The organism is Micromonospora sp. CPCC 206060 (assembly GCF_036906895.1).
In the GTDB taxonomy this organism is placed as follows: domain Bacteria; phylum Actinomycetota; class Actinomycetes; order Mycobacteriales; family Micromonosporaceae; genus Micromonospora.
Genome location: NZ_JBAKHU010000023.1, coordinates 1 through 16,558, shown reverse-complemented (window position 1 = coordinate 16,558; position 16,558 = coordinate 1). Strand labels below are relative to the sequence as shown.

Here is a 16,558-nt window from a genome sequence, read left to right as displayed (position 1 = left end):
CCCCATCCGACCACGGAGGCTGTCAATGAACGTCCCCGATCCGGGCGCCGGTCTCTCCCCGGCCAAGGCCAGGCTGCTGCAACGCTGGCGGTCCGGTGCCGCCGACGGCGACGGGCCCGGTGCGGCCGCGCCGACGGAGCGGCCGATCCCGTCGTACGGGACGGGACCCGCGCCGCTGAGCCCGGCCCAGCAACGGTTGTGGTTCCTGGAGCAGTTGCGTCCGGGATCCGCCGCCTTCAACCTCAGCCACTGCGCGGTGCTCGACGGCCGGGTCGACACCGACGCACTGGCCGGGGCGCTCGACGACCTGGTCGGGCGGCACGACATCCTGCGCACCGTCATCGACGCCACCGGTGGCGAACCCCGGCAGGTGCTGGCCGACGGTGCCCGCCCCCGGCTGGACGTGGTCGACCTGACCGACGTACCGGCCGGGGACGGGCTGGCCACCGCGACCGCCCGGGCCACCGAGGTCACCGACGAACCGATGGACCTCGGCACCGGGCCGCTGGCCCGGCTGGTGGTCTACCGGCTGGCCGACCGGGACGTGCTGCTGGTGGTCGTGCACCACGTGATCGCCGACGGCTGGGCGCTCACCGTCGCGCTGCGCGACCTCGCCACGCTCTACGCGGCCCGGGTCGCCAGGCAGCCGGCCGACCTGGCGCCGCTGCCGATCCGCTTCGCCGACGTGGCCGCCTGGCAGAACGGCGGATCGGGTGCCGACGGCGACGACCCGGCGTACGACGCCGAGCGGGCGTACTGGCGGGAGCGGCTGGCCGACCTGCGCCCGCCGGAGCTGCCGGTGGACCGGCCCCGCGCCGCCGAGTTCACCTACGACGGGGACTGGGCGCCGGTCGAGTTCGGCACCGACCTCGACGCGGCGGTCCGCCGGTTCGCCCGGGAGACCAACACCACGCCGTACATGGTGCTGCTCGCCGCGCTCAACGTGGTGCTGGCGATGACCACCGGCCAGCGGGACATCGTGATCGGTGGCGCGGTCGCCGGCCGGGAACTCGCCCAGACCCACGACCTGATCGGCAACTTCACCAACACCCTGGCCTTCCGCAACGACGTCGACACCCGGCTCGGCTTCCGGGACCTGCTCGCCGGGGTCCGGGAGACCACCCTGGCCGCCCTGGCCCACCAGAAGCTGCCCTTCGACCGGGTGGTCGAGGAACTGAAGCTGCCGCGCAGCGCCGCGCACGCCGGGCCGCTGCCGGTGCTGTTCGTGCTCCAGCCGGGCGCCCCGGCCGCCGACTTCGCCGGCCTGCCCGCCACGCCGGTGCAGCTCGGCTGGCGTACCGCCCGGGCCGACCTGGAGCTGCACCTGCGCGACCAGCCGCACCTGCACGGCGGTCTGGTCTTCCGCAGCGACCTGTTCGATCCGCGCACCGCCCGCCGGCTCGCCGAGCGGTTCGTGGTGGCCACCCGGATGCTGCTGATGCTGCCGGACGAGCCGCTGGGCCGGCTCTGGCCGCTGCCGGACGCCGAGGTCCGGCAGTTGGCCGAACTGGCCGCCGGACCGCAGCGGGAACTGCCGCCGCTGACCGTGGTGGACCTGGTGGACCGGCAGGTCGCTCGCCGCCCGCATGCGCTCGCGGTGACCGCCGCCGGCACCCGGCTCAGCTACGCCGAGCTGGACGCCCGGGCGCGGGCGCTGGCCGGCCGACTGACCCGGGCCGGGCTGCGCGCCGAGGAGCCGGTCGCGGTCCTGCTGCCGCGCAGTCCGGAACTGGCGGTGGCCGCCCTCGCGGTGCTCCGCGCCGGTGGCTGCTACCTGCCGCTGGACCCCGCGCACAGCGAACGGCGCAACGCCGGGACGCTACAGCGGTCCGGGGTGCGGGTGCTGCTCACCGCCGACAAGAGCCTCGCCGGCCGGCTCGCCGAACTCGGCGCCGCACCGGAGCAGGTGCTGCTCACCGACGACTGGGGTGGCGCCGCCCCGGACGCTGGCGCCGCCCCGGCCATCGACCCGGACGCGCTGGCGTACCAGATCTACACCTCCGGCTCGACCGGTACCCCGAAGGGTGTGCTGGTCAGCCACCGGTCGGCGGTGAACTACCTGCTCTCCCTGGTCGAGGAGCACGACTTCGACGAGATGGTGGTGCTCGGCGCGATCGCCTCCCCGGCGTTCGACGCCTCGGTGGCCGAGCTGTTCGGCCCGCTGTCGGTGGGCGGCACCGTGCACCTGGTCGACGGCGACGACATCGCCGACGGCAACCGGTTCGCCGCCGCGCTCACCGCCGGTGGGGCCACCGTCATCTCCGGTACCGCCACCGCCTGGCAGCTGCTGCGTCGCGCCGAGAACCCGGTGCGGATCAACGCGCTGGTCGGTGGCGAGCGGGTCGGCGACGACCTGGCCGCGTACCTGGTGGACACCCAGCGCGGCGCGTGGACCCAGTACGGCCCCACCGAGACCACCGTCTGGGCCACCGTCACCCGGCTGGCGGCCGACGAGCCGGTCCCGCTCGGCCACCCGATCCGTAACACCCGCTGCTACCTGGTCGACGACGAGTTGCGGCCGGTGCCGTTCGGCGCGGTCGGTGAGCTGTGCATCGCCGGTGCCGGCCTGGCCCGGGGCTACGCCGGGTCGCCCGCGCTGACCGCCGAGCGGTTCGTGCCCGACCCGTTCGCCGACACACCCGGGGAGCGGATGTACCGCACCGGCGACTTCGCCCGCTACCGGCCGGACGGGGCGTTGCAGTTCGTCGGCCGCCGCGACGACCAGGTGAAGATACGCGGCTACCGGATCGAACTGGGCGAGGTGACCGCCGCCGCGGAGAGCCACATCATGATCGCCGAGGCCGTCGTGGCGGTCCGTTCCGACCCGGACGGCGTCGAGGACCAGCTCCTGGTGGCCTACCTGGTGCCCCGGGAGCCGGCGATCGACCCGGAGACCCACCTCATCCCGGACGTACGACGCAAGATGCGCGACGTGCTGCCGGCGTACATGGTGCCGGACCGGTTCCTCGTCCTCGACCAGCTGCCCCGCACCGGCACCGGGAAACTGGACGTCAACGCACTGCCGACCCCGGGTGGCAACACCCGCAGCACCGAGACCGCGTACGTGGCCCCGCGCACCCCGCTGGAGGCCGAGATCACCGACATCGTGCGGGACTTCCTCGGCCTGGACACCGTCGGCGTGCACGACGACTTCTTCGAACTCGGCGGGCACTCCATCCGGGCCGCGCAGCTGGTGGTCAAGCTCCAGGAGCGGTACGGGGTGGAACTGGTCATGCAGAAGCTGTTCGGTTCCCCGACGGTGGAGCACCTCGCCAACCTGGTCCAGGCCGGCCTGGACCGGCAACGCCAGTTGACCGACGGGCACGAGGGCATCCGCCGCCTGGTCGGTGAACTTCCTGACGACAAGCTCGACGCGCTGCTGGCGACCCTGCTCGCCGAGCGAGGACAGGCGCCCCGCGCCTCGTGACCCGAGGGAGGTATGTCGATGCAGTTCGGCATGTTCTTTGAACTCCAGCTACCCCGGCCGTGGCGCGAAGACAGCGAACAGGAGCTGATCAACAACGCGCTGACCTGGGCCGAACTCGGTGAGAAGGCGGGTATCGACTACGCCTGGGCGCAGGAGCACCACTTCCTGGAGGAGTACTCGCACTCCACCGCCCCGGAGGTCTTCCTGGCCGCGGTCAGCCAGCGGACCAAGCGGATGCGGATCGGGCACGGCATCAACCTGACCGCCCCGGCGTACAACCACCCGGCCCGGGTCGCCGAGCGGATCGGCATGCTCGACCTGGTCAGCAACGGCCGGGTCGAGTGGGGGACCGGGGAGTCCAGTTCCCGCCTGGAACTGGAGGGCTTCCGGGTCAACTACATCGAGAAGCGCGCCATGTGGGCCGAGGGGGTACGCGAGGCGGCGAAGATGATGGCCGCCACCCCGTACCCGGGGCACAAGGGCAAGTACTTCTCGATGCCCTCGCGCAACATCGTGCCCAAGCCGGTGCAGCGCCCGCACCCGCCGCTCTGGGTGGCCTGCACCAACCGGGACACCCTGAAGATGGCCGCCCGGCTCGGCGTCGGCGCGCTGACCTTCTCCTTCATGGACGCCGGGGAGGCCCGGTTCTGGGTCAACGAGTACTACGAGACGTTCAAGAAGGAGTGCACCCCGATCGGGCAGACGGTCAACCCGAACGTGGCCATGCTCGCCGGGGTGATGGTGCACCCGGACGCCGAGGTGGCCCGGGCCCGGGGTGTGGAGGGGCAGCAGTTCTTCAAGTGGGCGCTGGCCCACTACTACCGGCACGGCGCACACGTACCGGGGCGGACCGACCTGTGGGCCGAGTTCAAGCGCAGCGCACCGGAGCCGATGGCCGGCCTCGGCGGGGTCAACGACCCGGCCGGTGCCCGGGCACACTTCGCCGAACTGGAGGAGGCCGGGGTCGACCAGCTCATCCTGCTCCAGCAGGGCGGCCGGTACGAACACGAGCACATCTGCGAGTCGCTGGACCTGCTCGGCACCGACGTGCTGCCCGAGTTCGCCGAGCGGCACGCCGTCCGGCAGGCCCGCAAGGAGGCCGAACTCGCCCCGTACATCGAGAAGGCGATGGCCAACGTCCGGCCGATCGAGGAGTTCGAACCGCCGGTCGTCGAGGCGTACCCGTTGCTGTGGGAGCGTGAGGGGGTCAGCAAGCAGCAGGTCGGCACCCAGCGGGCGCTCGACGCGGCGTCGCTGTGGCGGCTGCACGTCGGCGGCGCCGGCGCGGCGGGGGACCGGCGCGATGGCTGACACCCTGGCCACCCTGCTGGTCGAGCGGGCCCAACGGCAGGGCGACGAGCTGGCCTACACCTTCGTCACCGACGGTGAGGACGAGCAGCGCAGCCTCACCTACGGGCAGCTTGCCGCCGACGCGGCGACCGTCGCCGGGCAGCTTTCCCGGCGGGTCGCCCCCGGCGCCCGGGTGGCGCTGGTCTTCGAGGCCGGGCTGGACTTCCTGGTGGCGTTCTTCGGCTGCCAGCTCGCCGGGGTTGCCGCGGTGCCGGTGTATCCGCCGGCCCCCGGCAAGCCCGGCCCGGGCCTGGCCAACCTGGCCCGGGTGGTCGACGACTGCAAGGCCGAGGTGATCCTGACCAGCCCGACCTGCCAGCCGTTCGCCGCCGGGGCCGCCGCGCACCCCCGGCTGCGTGACGTGCCGTGGGTGGTCACCCGCCCGGTCGGTACCGGCACCGCCCGGCCCGACCCGGCCGCACCGGTACGCCCCGACTCGCTGGCGCTGCTCCAGTACACCTCCGGCTCCACCGGCTCCCCCAAGGGGGTGCTGCTGCGGCACGAGAACCTGCTGGCCAACCTCGACGCGATGGACTGGTTCGTGCACCGGCCCTCGACCGGCACGGTGGTCTCCTGGCTGCCGATGTACCACGACATGGGGCTGATCGGCACCGTGCTCTACCCGCTGTACAAGGGCATGCCCGGCTACCTGATGTCGCCGCTGCACTTCCTGCACCGGCCGTTGCGCTGGCTGAAGCTGATCACCCGGGTCGGCGCCACCATCAGCGGCGGTCCGAGTTTCGCCTACCAGCTCTGCGTCCGCCGGGCCGGCGCCGCCGACACCGAGAAACTCGACCTGTCCAGCTGGCAGGTCGCGTTCAACGGTGCCGAGCCGATCAACCCCCGGGTGCTGCGCACGTTCGAGGAGGCGTACCGGCCGTACGGGCTGCGTCCGGCCACCGTGGTCGGCTGCTACGGCATGGCCGAGGCGTCCCTGCTGATCACCGGCGCGCACCGGCAGGACGAACCGGACCGGGTGCTGCGGGTCGACCCCGACCAGCTCGCCGCCGGGCGGGCCGTCGTCGCCGCACCCGACCAGCCGGGCCGGGACCTGGTCAGCTCCGGTCGGCCGGCACCCGGCCACGACGTACGCATCTGCGACCCGGACACCGACCGGCAGTTGCCGGAGGGGCAGGTCGGCGAGATCTGGTACCTCGGGCCGAGCCTGAGCAGCGGCTACTGGCGCAAGCCGGAGCAGAGCGCCGCCGCGTTCGGGGCCACCCCGGACACCGGTGACGGCCCCGGCCCGTCCGGGTTCCTGCGCACCGGCGACCTCGGGTTCCTCCGGGCCGGGCAGCTCTACGTCACCGGCCGGCACAAGGACCTGCTGATCGTGCGCGGTCGCAACGTGTACCCGCACGACGTCGAGGAGACCGTGCAGGCCGTCGACCCCCGGCTGCGCAGCGGCGGCGGGGCCGCGGTCACCCACGTCGACCCGCTCGGTGAGGGCATCGCGGTGATCCAGGAGGTCACCGCACGTGACCCGGAGGAGCTGCGCCGGCTGGCCGAGGCGATCCGGGGGGCCGTACTCACCGTCCACCAGGTACCGCTGGCGGCGGTGCACCTGGTGGCGCCGCGTTCGGTGCTGAAGACCTCCAGCGGCAAGATCCGCCGCTCGGCCACCGCCGCCGCGCTGCGCGCCGGTGAGCTGACCGTGCTCCACCAGCAGATTGATCCGATCGAGGAGGGGGACGACAATGGACCGGCGGGAACCGGCTGAGCCGCTGCGTGACTGGCTGGTCGCCGAACTGGCCGCCCTCACCGGCCGGCCGGCCGCCGAGATCGACCCGACCCAGACCTTCGCCGGTAACGGCCTGGACTCGGTGAAGGTCGCCCGGCTGGCCGAGCGGGTCCAGGAAAAGCTGGGCCGGCCGGTGGACCCGATCGTCCTGTTCGAACACCCCACGGTGGCGGCGCTGCTGGCGTACCTCGCCAACCCGACCGGCTCCTCCACCGGTACCGCGATCCGGCCCGGTGACCGGGGCCCGGCCGGGCGGCCGGGCAGCCCCGACACCGGGGAGCCGGTCGCCGTCGTCGGGCTGGCCTGCCGGATGCCCGGCGCCCCCGACGCGCTCGCCTTCTGGCAGGTGCTGCTGGCCGGTACCGACGCGGTCGGGCCGGTGCCCGAGGGCCGGTGGCCGGGCGGGAGGACCGTGGCCGGCGCCGAGGGTGGCTTCCTGCCCGACATCGCCGGCTTCGACGCCAGCTTCTTCCGGATCTCCGCCGACGAGGCCGACCGGATGGACCCGCAGCAGCGGCTGCTGCTGGAGGTCTGCTGGGAGGCGGTCGAGGACGCCGGGGAACGGGCGGTCGGCCTGCGCGGCTCCCGGACCGGCGTGTTCGTCGGCATCTCCACCAACGACTACGCCCACCGGCAGCTCGCCGACCCCGACCTGATCAACCGGCACACCGCCACCGGCAACGCCCTCGCGGTGGCCGCCAACCGGCTCTCCTACGTCTTCGACTGGCGCGGGCCCAGCCTCGCCGTGGACACCGCCTGCTCGTCGTCGCTGGTCGCGGTCCACCTCGCGGTCCGGGCACTGCGCGCCGGGGAGTGCGACCGGGCGGTGGCCGGCGGGGTGAACCTGCTCGTCGAACCGGAACTCTCCCTCGGCCTGGACGAGGCCGGCATGCTCGCCCCGGACGGCCGGTGCAAGCCGTTCGCCGCCGCCGCCGACGGCTACGGCCGGGGGGAGGGCTGCGGGGCGCTGGTACTCAAGCGGCTCTCCGACGCCCGCGCCGCCGGGGACCGGGTGTACGCGGTGATCCGGGGCAGTGCGGTCAACCAGGACGGCGGCTCCAACGGGCTGACCGCCCCGAACCCGGCCGCCCAGCGGGCCGTGCTGCGCGACGCGTACGCCGACGCCGGTCTCGCCCCGCACGCCGCCCGGTACGTCGAGTGCCACGGCACCGGCACCCCGCTCGGCGACCCGATCGAGGCCCGCTCGCTGGCCGAAGCCCGGGGCGGCGACGGTGCCGGGGTGCGGGGCGGCGACGGTGGACAGGCGGTGGAGACCTGCCTGATCGGTTCGGTGAAGAGCAACATCGGTCACCTGGAGTCCGCCGCCGGGGTGGCCGGTCTGATCAAGACGGTCCTCGCCCTGCACCACGGGGTCATCCCGCCCACCCTGCACGCCATCAACCCGAACCCGCGCATCCCCTTCGCCGAGCTGGGTCTGGCGGTGGTCACCGAGCCGACCCCGTGGCCGGCCGGCCAGCGCTGCGCCGGGGTGAGCGGCTTCGGCTTCGGCGGTACCAACGCCCACGTGGTGCTCACCGCCGACCCGGCCGCCACGGTAACCACCGACGCCGGGACCGCTGACCCGACCGTGGCCGGCACCGAAGTGGCGGCCACCGGGACGGACGCGCTCTCCGCCGCGCCGGAACACACCGGGCCGCTGGTGGTGCCGGTGTCGGCCCGCAGCCGCGCCGGACTGGCCCGGCTGGCCCGGGCCACCGCCCGGCACACCGCCGGCACCGGTCCCGCCGAACGTGCCGCGCTCGGCGCCACCCGGGCCCTGCGCCGGGAGCACCACCGCCCGTACCGGGACGCGGTCGTGGTCGCCGACCCCGCCGACCTCCCGGCCGCGCTGGACGCCCTCGCCGACCGCCTCGACGCGGCCGGGGAATGGCCGGCGGCCCCGACCACCCCGCAGGTCGGTTTCGTCTTCTCCGGCCAGGGTGGACAGTGGGCCGGGATGGGTCGCGAACTGCTCGCGACCGAACCGCTGTTCCGCTCGGTGGTCCGCCGCTGCGACGAGGCCGTCGCCGACCAGCTCGGCTGGTCCATCGAGGCGGCGCTGGCCGGTGACGAGGCCGTCGACCTGGACGACACCGCCGTGGCCCAGGTCCTCATCGTGACCGTGCAGCTGGGCCTGGCGCAGCTGTGGCGGTCCCTCGGCGTCACCCCGGCCGCCGTGGTCGGGCACAGCGTCGGCGAGATCTCCGCCGCCGTGGTCGCCGGCGCACTGCCCCTGGAGACCGGGCTGCGGCTGGCCGTGCACCGGGGCCGGGCGATGGGGCGTACCACCGGACCGGGCGGGATGCTCGCGGTCGGGTTGACCGAGACCGAGGCCACCCAGCGCTTCGGCGACCTGGTCGACGTCGCTGCGGTCAACGCCCCTGACCAGGTGGTGCTCGCCGGCGACCCGGACGCCCTCGACCGGATCGCCACCCGACTCGTCGAGGAGGGCCGCTATGCCAGCCGGCTGCCGGTGCGGTACGCCTTCCACAGCCGGCACCTGGAGGCCGCCGCCGCCGAACTGACCGTCGAACTCAAGGACAACTGCCCCGAACTGGACGACCTCCCCGACACCGGCACCGTGGCGTTCCACTCCACCGTGCGGGGCCGGCAGATCGCCCCGGCCGAACTGACCGCCGGCTACTGGGGCACCGGGGTACGCGCCCCGGTGCGCTTCGCCGACGCGGTCGCCTCGGCCCGCGCCGCCGGGGTCGGCGTGCTGCTGGAGATCGGCCCCCGCCCGGTGCTGCGCAGCGCCCTGCGCCGGGGCACCGAGGGCAGCGGCGTTGCCGTGCTCAGCACCGTCACCGGCACCGAGGGGCAGCGGCTGGACCTGCTGCGCGCCGCCGCCGCGCTGTACCGGCTCGGCGTACCGGTCGACTGGCGGCACGTCTATCCGGACGACCTGCCGGTGGTCAGCGCCCCCGGCTACCCGTGGGACCACGTGCGGCACTGGCTGGACCGTGCCCCGGCCGGTCAGGCCCCGCGCCGCCGCCCGACCGGCGGGGGCAGCCTGCTCGGCGAACCGGTCGACCTGGCCGACGTCGACACCACCCGGGTCTGGCAGCGTGAGGTCAGCGTCGACACCCTGCCCTATCTGGACGAACACCGGGTCACCGGCATCCCGGTCTTCCCCGCCGCCGGCTACCTGGAACTGTTCGCTCTCGCCGCCGAGCAGGTCGGCGGCGGGTGGGCGCCCACCGACGTGCAGTTCCTGCGTCCGCTGATCGTGGACGCCCCGATGCGGATACAGTGCCGGCTGGACCGCGACGACGACGGCTGGACCGCCGCCGTGCACGCCCGGCCCGCCGGTGGGCCGGGCGGCTGGCAGCGGCACGCCACCGCCACTCTGCGCCCGGCCGGCCCGACCCCGGCCGCACCCGACCTCGACGCGGTACGCGACCGCTGCCCCGAGCACCTGCCCGCCGGGGCGCTCTACGCCGCGCTGTCCGCCCGGGGCCTCGAATACGGTCCCCTGTTCCGGGGCGTGCAGCGGGTCCGGGCCGGGGAACGCGAGGCCCTCGGCGAACTGGCCGTACCCGACGACGACGCCGGCTCGGCCCGGCTGCGGCTGGTCGACGCGGCCCTGCACGTGGTCGCCGCGACCGGCGCCGCCGGGGACGTCGGCGGCGGTACCCCGATCCTGCCGGTCGCCATGGCCGAGGCCACCTGGTGGGCCACCGGCACCCTGCCCGGCCAGGCGCAGGTCACCCTGCACCCCGACGGATCCGGCGGCCTCCTCGCCGACGTGCTGCTGCTGAGCGGCCACGGGGCAGCGGTCGGCCTGCTGCGGGGCCTGCGGCTGAGCCGCACCGAGGCGACGACCGTCCCGCAGGACACCGACGGACTGCGGCACTACCGGCTGGACTGGCGGCCCGCCACCGGCCCGGACACCCCGACCGCAGCCGGCCGGTGGCTGGTGCTCACCCCACCCGACGGACCCGGCCGGGAACTGGCCGAACGGCTGGCCGCCGAGGCCGGCGACGAGGTGCTGATCTGCCACCCGGGCGACGGTCCGGCCGCCGACGGGCCACGCCTGGACCCCACCGACCCGCAGCAGTACCAGCGACTGCTCGACCGGGGTGACCTGGCCGGCGTGCTGCACCTGCTCGGCGCCGGGGACCCGGCATCGGCGGCCGACCCGGACCGGGCCGCCCTGCCGGTGACCTCCGCGCTGTACCTGCTGCGTGCGGTCAGCTACGGCATCGCGGCCACCCCGCCCCGGGTCGTCCTCGCCACCTGCGGCGCCCAGCCGGTCGCCGACCGGCCGGTCAGCGACCCGCTCGGCGCCACCCTCTGGGGGCTGGCGAAGACGGTCCCCTTCGAACACCCGCTGCTCGACATCACCTGCGTCGACCTCGACCCGGCCGGCGACCCGGTCGCGGCCCTGCGCGCCGAACTCGCCGCCACCACCGCCGACGCCGAGGTCGGGTACGCCGGCACCGGCCGGTACGTCCGCCGGATCGTGCCGGACGGGCCACCCCCGGCCGGCCGACTCGACCTCGACCCGGACGCCGTCTACCTGGTCACCGGCGGTACCGGCGCGCTCGGTCTGCAGGTGGCCCGACGGCTCGCCGAGCGGGGTGCCGGGCACCTGGTGCTGCTCTCCCGCAGCGGCGACGACGCGGCGCTGCCCGACGCGCTGCGCCGGGCCTGCCCGGACGTGACCGTGCTCCGCGCCGACGTGGCCGACCGGGACGCCCTGGCCGCCGCCCTGGACCGGGTACGCGCCGCCGGTCGTCCGCTGCGCGGCGTCGTGCACGCCGCCGGGGTACTGCACAACGGGGCACTGCTGGACATGGAAGCCGACGCGGTCGGGGCGGCGCTGGCGCCGAAGGTGCGCGGCGGCTGGTACCTGCACGAACTGACCGCCGACGACCCACTGGACCTCTTCGTCTGCTTCGCCAGCGCCGCCGGGGTGCTCGGCTCGCCGGGACAGGCCAACTACGCCGCCGCCAACGCCTACCTCGACGCGCTGGCCCACCTGCGGCACGCCGCCGGGCGGCCGGCGGTGGCCCTGGACTGGGGGCCCTGGGCGGACGCCGGCATGGCCGCCGACTGGGACTCCGCCGGCGACCACGAACTGCGTACCGCGGCCAGCGCCATCCCGCCGCCGGTCGGGCTGGACGCCTTCGAGGCACTGGCCACCGGTCCCCGGGTACAGCCGGTCGTGCTCCCGTTCGACCTGCGCGACCTGGTGCAGTTCTACCCCTCGGACGTCGGTCGGTCGTTCCTCGCCGAGGTGACCAACGCCGAGGCGGAGGCGCTGCGGTCCATCGGTACCGGGTTCTCCGCCCGGCCCGAACTCAGCTCCACCTACGTCGCCCCGCGCGACGAGGTGGAACGGCGGATCGTGGCGATCTGGCAGAAGTCCCTGGGCATCGAGCCGATCGGCGTCCTGGACAGCTTCTTCGAGCTCGGCGGTGACTCCGTGATGGGCAACCAGATCCTGGTGGAAACCAACCGGGCGCTGGGTGTGCAGATCCGACCGGAGACCGCGTTCGGTGACTTCACGGTGGCCAACCATGCCAAGTTGGCCGAGGCCGCGATGGTTGCCATGCTCGACGAGCTGAGCGAGGACGAGGTGGCCCGGCTACTGGGCGAATGACCCCCATCCCGCAAGGAGCACAACCCATGAGTACCGAGACGACCCCCTCCCAGACCGCCGACCCGCTCACAGCCACCGGCACCCGCCCGGCCCCCAACACGCTCCGCCCGAACGCGGTGGGCGTCGGCGAACTGGTCTTCTTCGTGCTGTCCTGCGCCGCCCCGCTGACCGGCATGGCCGGCATGGTCGGCCTGGTCTTCCTGCTCGCCGGCCCGATCGTGCCGGCCGGGTATCTCATCGCCGGGGCGGTGTACGCCATCTTCGCGGTCGGCTTCACCGCGATGAGCCGGCACCTGCGCAACAGCGGTGCCTTCTACGCATACGTCACCGCGGGGCTCGGCAAGGTCGCCGGTGCAGGCTCGGCGGTGATGGCCTACGTCGCGTACGCCGTCGGTGAGGTCGGTTTCGCCGCTGCGGCCGGGGTGTTCGCCTCCCTGGCGATGACCGAGGTCGCCGGACTGGACGTGCCCTGGCAGGTCAGCGCCCTGGTGGTGGCCGTGGTCGTGTCGGTGCTGTCCTACCTGAAGGTCAACATCGGGGCCCGGGTGCTGGGGGTGCTGCTGATCGCCGAGATCGGGATCCTGTTCGTGATGGCCGTGGCGGTGCTCGTCCAGGGCGGCTACGAGGGCTTCTCGTTCGAGAGCTTCAACCCGGTCAACCTGGCCACCCCGTCGGTGGGCGTGCTGTTCGTGTTCACCTTCATCATGTTCATCGGTTTCGAGCAGACCGCCGTGTACAGCGAGGAGGCCCGCGACCCGAAGCGCACCGTGCCGCGCGCCACCTACCTGTCGATCGTGCTGCTCGCCGGGATCTTCACCTTCATCTCGTGGACCGTGTTGATGGCGGCCGGGCCGAGCCGGCTGGAGTCGCTGCTCGCCGACGACCCGTCCAGCCTGATGTTCAACCTCAACACCGAGTACGTCGGTGAGGCGGTGACCGGGGTGATGCAGCTGCTCATCGTGACCAGCTTCATCGCCGGGGTGCTCGCGGTGCACAACGCCAGTACCCGGTACCTCTACTCGCTGGGCCGGGAGCAGCTCATCCCGGCGGCCTTCGGCCGCACCGATCCGCGTACCCTCACCCCGAGCGTGGCCGGCGTGGTGCACGCCGCGGCGATCGTGGTCGCCCTGATCGCCTTCGGGCTGACCTCGCTCGACCCGTACACCCAGATCATCGTCTGGACCAACACCCCCACCCTGGTCGGGGTGATGGCGCTGGAGATCCTGACCAGCGTCGCGGTGATCCGTTACCTGGGCCGCAACCGCAGCGGTGGCGAGACCCTCTGGCAGCGGCTGATCGCCCCCGGCCTGGCCACCGTCCTGCTCGGCGCGGTGCTGCTGCTGGTGATCAGCCAGATGAAGCTGCTTACCGGTCTGGGCGCGGTCGGCAACTCCATCGTGCTCGCCCCGCTGGTACTCGGCTTCATCATCGGCGCGATCCGGGCCGGCCGGATGCGGCACACCCCGGCACCCACCACCGCCGAGCTGACCCACTGACCCGACCGCCCACGTCGATCATGGAGTTGTGGTGGCACCTACGCCCCGTCTCGTACCTTTTGTGGGGCACCACAACTCCATGATCGACGCGGAGCGGGGCGGCTGAAGCGCCGTACCAGCGGATCCTCCACGTACCGATAGAGCAGCCAGGACAGGGCGAGCGAGACCGCCAGCAACACGAGGATCAGGGCGAGCCCGACCGGCGGTGGGAACGTGCGGTCCAGGCCGATCACCTGGCCACCGATCATGACGACCATCAGGTGGACGAGGTAGAAGGCGAAGGACAGTTCACCGAGCCGGACCAGGACCGGACCGCGCAGCGGCGAGCGGCGGCGTTCCCAGTCGGCGACCGCGGCGGACGCGATCAGGGGAGCGGTCCACATCGAGGCCACCCCGCCGGTACCGAACAGGTACGGCAGGAACAGCGCCGCCACGTACCCGGTGACCGCGACGCCGGCAGCCGGCAGGAGTCCGAGCGCGGGCCAGCGACCGGCGAGCACGATCCGGGCCAGCAGGATGCCGAGCACGAACTCCAGGGCACGGACCGGCGGGAAGAAGTACACGAACCACACCTGGGTGAACGAGTACGAACCGTCGAGGAAGAAGATCTGCAACCGCGGCTGGTCGCTGACGAGGAACTGGGCGGTCAGCGCCGCGCCGACGATCAGCGCCACCACCGCACCGGCCGCCGCCCACAGCCGGTTGTCCCGGATCCGACCGATCATCGGGAACAGCAGCGGGAAGCAGAGGTAGAAGAAGAGTTCACCGGAGAGCGACCAGCTCACCCCGTTCATCGACGTGCTGGTCTCCAGGCGGGGGAACCAGGCGTGCAGCAGGAGCAGATTGGACAGCCAGTCGACGGTGGCGACCGGTCGGGCGGCGGCGACCATCAGCGCACCGGCCAGGGCGAACGTGACCAGATGGCTGGGATAGATCTTGACCAGGCGTCGGCGCCAGAACCGGGGGGCGGAGTCGTCGGGCCGGGCGGTCCAGGTCAGTACGAACCCGCTGAGGATGAAGAAGAAGCCGACCCCGTACGCCCCGGACAGGGAGAAGGCCTGCCGGATCCCCGCACCGTACGGCCCCTCGACGAGGCTGGTGTTCCAGGTGACGTGGGTGGCGAAGACGAGAGCGGCGGCCACGAAGCGCAGTCCCGTCAGGGACGGTAGTCGGGACGGCGGTGCCGTCCGCCCGGCGGGACCGGGCATCTCCCTGACCCCCCTGGGCGACATCCGGTTCACCAGGTGACCGGAAGCGAGACGAGTTCCCGGGCCAGGCCCCCGCTCTGCCAGCGGAGTTCCGACGCCGGCACGGCAAGGCGCAGCGTGGGAAACCGGGCGACCAGTTTCCCGAGCCCGATCTGCAACTCCGACCGGGCCAGGTTGGCGCCCGGGCAGTGGTGCGGGCCGAAACCGAAGGCGAGGTGCGGGTTGTGTTTCCTGCCGATGTCCAACCGGTCCGGGTCGTCGAACACCCGCTCGTCGTGGTTGGCGGAGATCCGCGACGGGATCACCGGCTCACCGGCCCGGACCCGCACCCCGCCGAGCTCCATGTCCTCCGTGGCGTACCGGGCGAAGACCGCGGCCTCGTCGGTCTTCCCGTAGCGCAGCAACTCCTCCACCGCTGACGAGATCAGCGTGGGGTCCGCCACCAGCCTCGCCAGTTGCGCCGGGTGGGTGAGCAGGAGGTACGCGCAGTGCCCGAGCTGGTACTTCACGCTGTCGTGCCCGGCGGCGAGCATGAGCCGAGCCAGGGTCACCACCTCGTGCTCGCTGATGTCCGGGGCCTGCCGGTATCCGTCGACCAGTACCCCGATCAGGCCGTCGTCGGGCTCCCGGAGGCGCCTCGCCACCGTGTCCGCGACCCACTGCTGGAGCCGGCCCACGTGGTCCTCGATCTGCTCCATCGACATGGACGTCGTGGCCGTCTGCGCCTTCGCCCACTCGGCGAACTGCGGTCGCTCGGCATGCGGCACACCGTAGAGCTCGGCGATGACCCCGCCGGTCAGCGGTGCCGCGAAGTCCTCCACCAGGTCCCACGGCGGGCCGGCCTGGTCCATCCGGTCGAGGAGATCGTCGGTGATTTGCTGGATCAGCGGCCGCATCTGCGCCACCCGGTGCGCGGTGAACACCCGGGCGGCCAGTCTGCGCAGCCGCCCGTGGTCCGGCGGGTCCATGCCCTGGAGGTTGTCGTCGGGCATCACCGGGAAGGCCCTCGGCTGATCCCGCTTCCCGGCCAGCGCCCGGCTGAACCGGGGATCGGCGTGGACCAGCTTCACATCGGCGTGGCGGGTGGCCAGCCAGGCGGGCTCGCCGTACGGCATCCGGACCCGGACCAGCGGCTGGTCCCGGCGGAGCCGGGCGTACACCGGATCGGTACCCGCCTCGCCGTCCGGGTCGAACGGGTAGGGCCGGGGCGCGGCCTCTCCTGTCACTGATCCATCCTCCGAAATTGACGACGGGCGACGGGATTCCACTGCACCGCCCAATGGTGGGATCCGAGAATATGTGGGATCTGCGACCGGTGACAACACTGCAAATGTTGACGGTGATGTCACCGATGTGTATTTACCGCTCCCGTGTGCATATCTGCTGCACCCGGGTCAACGTCCGCGAGGATTGACTGTCGCTCAATGGATTCAAGTATTCTGCGATTCGGTCGAGCCCCGAGGAGGAATTTCTTATGCCCGACGACTCTCTGGTTGGCGCGGAGTGACTGGTCAGGTGCTCGTCGGCGGGTCGGCTTGACCTGGGTCGTTCGGGTTGGATCATGGTTGGGTGTCCGGAACGCCGTCCATCGTGGAGCTGCTTGAGCGGCTTGCCCGGTTGGAGGCCCGGGTTCTTGAGTTGGAGCGGGACAACGCCGGGTTGCGGCGGGAAAACGCCGGGTTGCGGCGGGAAAACGCGGTGTTGCGGCGGGAAAACGCGGTGTTGCGG

The 16,558-nt window shown here is 73.1% G+C and carries 7 protein-coding genes; 5 read left to right on the top strand and 2 right to left on the bottom strand.

The features are described from left to right. The first annotated feature begins 25 nt into the window (after positions 1–25). From V6U90_RS16430 to V6U90_RS16410, 5 genes are read left to right on the top strand one after another with little or no spacing between them, the layout of a single operon-like run. Positions 26–3,427 (top strand): non-ribosomal peptide synthetase, encoded by a 3,402-nt coding sequence (locus tag V6U90_RS16430; protein ID WP_334436703.1) that lies wholly within the window; start codon positions 26–28, stop codon positions 3,425–3,427. Positions 3,428–3,445: 18 nt separating this feature from the next. After that, entirely contained in the window at positions 3,446–4,738 is a 1,293-nt protein-coding gene (locus tag V6U90_RS16425; protein ID WP_334436701.1) for an LLM class flavin-dependent oxidoreductase, read from the top strand. Beyond that, complete coding sequence (locus V6U90_RS16420; RefSeq protein ID WP_334436698.1) at positions 4,731–6,497, top strand: fatty acyl-AMP ligase; 1,767 nt, start codon at positions 4,731–4,733, stop codon at positions 6,495–6,497. The genes V6U90_RS16425 and V6U90_RS16420 overlap by 8 nt, the downstream gene beginning before the upstream one ends. Beyond that, on the top strand, positions 6,475–12,126 hold the full coding sequence (locus tag V6U90_RS16415; RefSeq protein ID WP_334436695.1) for an SDR family NAD(P)-dependent oxidoreductase: 5,652 nt from the start codon (positions 6,475–6,477) through the stop codon (positions 12,124–12,126). The genes V6U90_RS16420 and V6U90_RS16415 overlap by 23 nt, the downstream gene beginning before the upstream one ends. 26 nt (positions 12,127–12,152) lie before the next feature. Further along, positions 12,153–13,622, top strand: coding sequence for an APC family permease (locus V6U90_RS16410; RefSeq protein ID WP_334436692.1), 1,470 nt, complete (start codon positions 12,153–12,155; stop codon positions 13,620–13,622). A 38-nt stretch (positions 13,623–13,660) separates the two neighbouring features. Here the strand turns inward: V6U90_RS16410 and V6U90_RS16405 are convergent, their stop codons facing one another. Continuing rightward, positions 13,661–14,830 (bottom strand): acyltransferase family protein, encoded by a 1,170-nt coding sequence (locus V6U90_RS16405; protein WP_334436690.1) that lies wholly within the window; start codon positions 14,828–14,830, stop codon positions 13,661–13,663. A 29-nt stretch (positions 14,831–14,859) separates the two neighbouring features. Further along, positions 14,860–16,056 carry a cytochrome P450 gene (locus tag V6U90_RS16400; protein ID WP_334436688.1) on the bottom strand — a complete coding sequence of 399 codons (1,197 nt, stop codon included), beginning with the start codon at positions 16,054–16,056 and terminating at the stop codon, positions 14,860–14,862. Positions 16,057–16,558 lie beyond the last annotated feature (502 nt).

Excerpts from the sequence above, each read along its gene's own strand:
- V6U90_RS16415 (WP_334436695.1), top strand. The coding sequence starts at position 6,475 with ATGGACCGGCGGGAACCGGCTGAGCCGCTGCGTGACTGGCTGGTCGCC.
- V6U90_RS16420 (WP_334436698.1), top strand. The coding sequence starts at position 4,731 with ATGGCTGACACCCTGGCCACCCTGCTGGTCGAGCGGGCCCAACGGCAG.
- V6U90_RS16430 (WP_334436703.1), top strand. The coding sequence starts at position 26 with ATGAACGTCCCCGATCCGGGCGCCGGTCTCTCCCCGGCCAAGGCCAGG.
- V6U90_RS16410 (WP_334436692.1), top strand. The coding sequence starts at position 12,153 with ATGAGTACCGAGACGACCCCCTCCCAGACCGCCGACCCGCTCACAGCC.
- V6U90_RS16405 (WP_334436690.1), bottom strand. The coding sequence starts at position 14,830 with ATGCCCGGTCCCGCCGGGCGGACGGCACCGCCGTCCCGACTACCGTCC.
- V6U90_RS16425 (WP_334436701.1), top strand. The coding sequence starts at position 3,446 with ATGCAGTTCGGCATGTTCTTTGAACTCCAGCTACCCCGGCCGTGGCGC.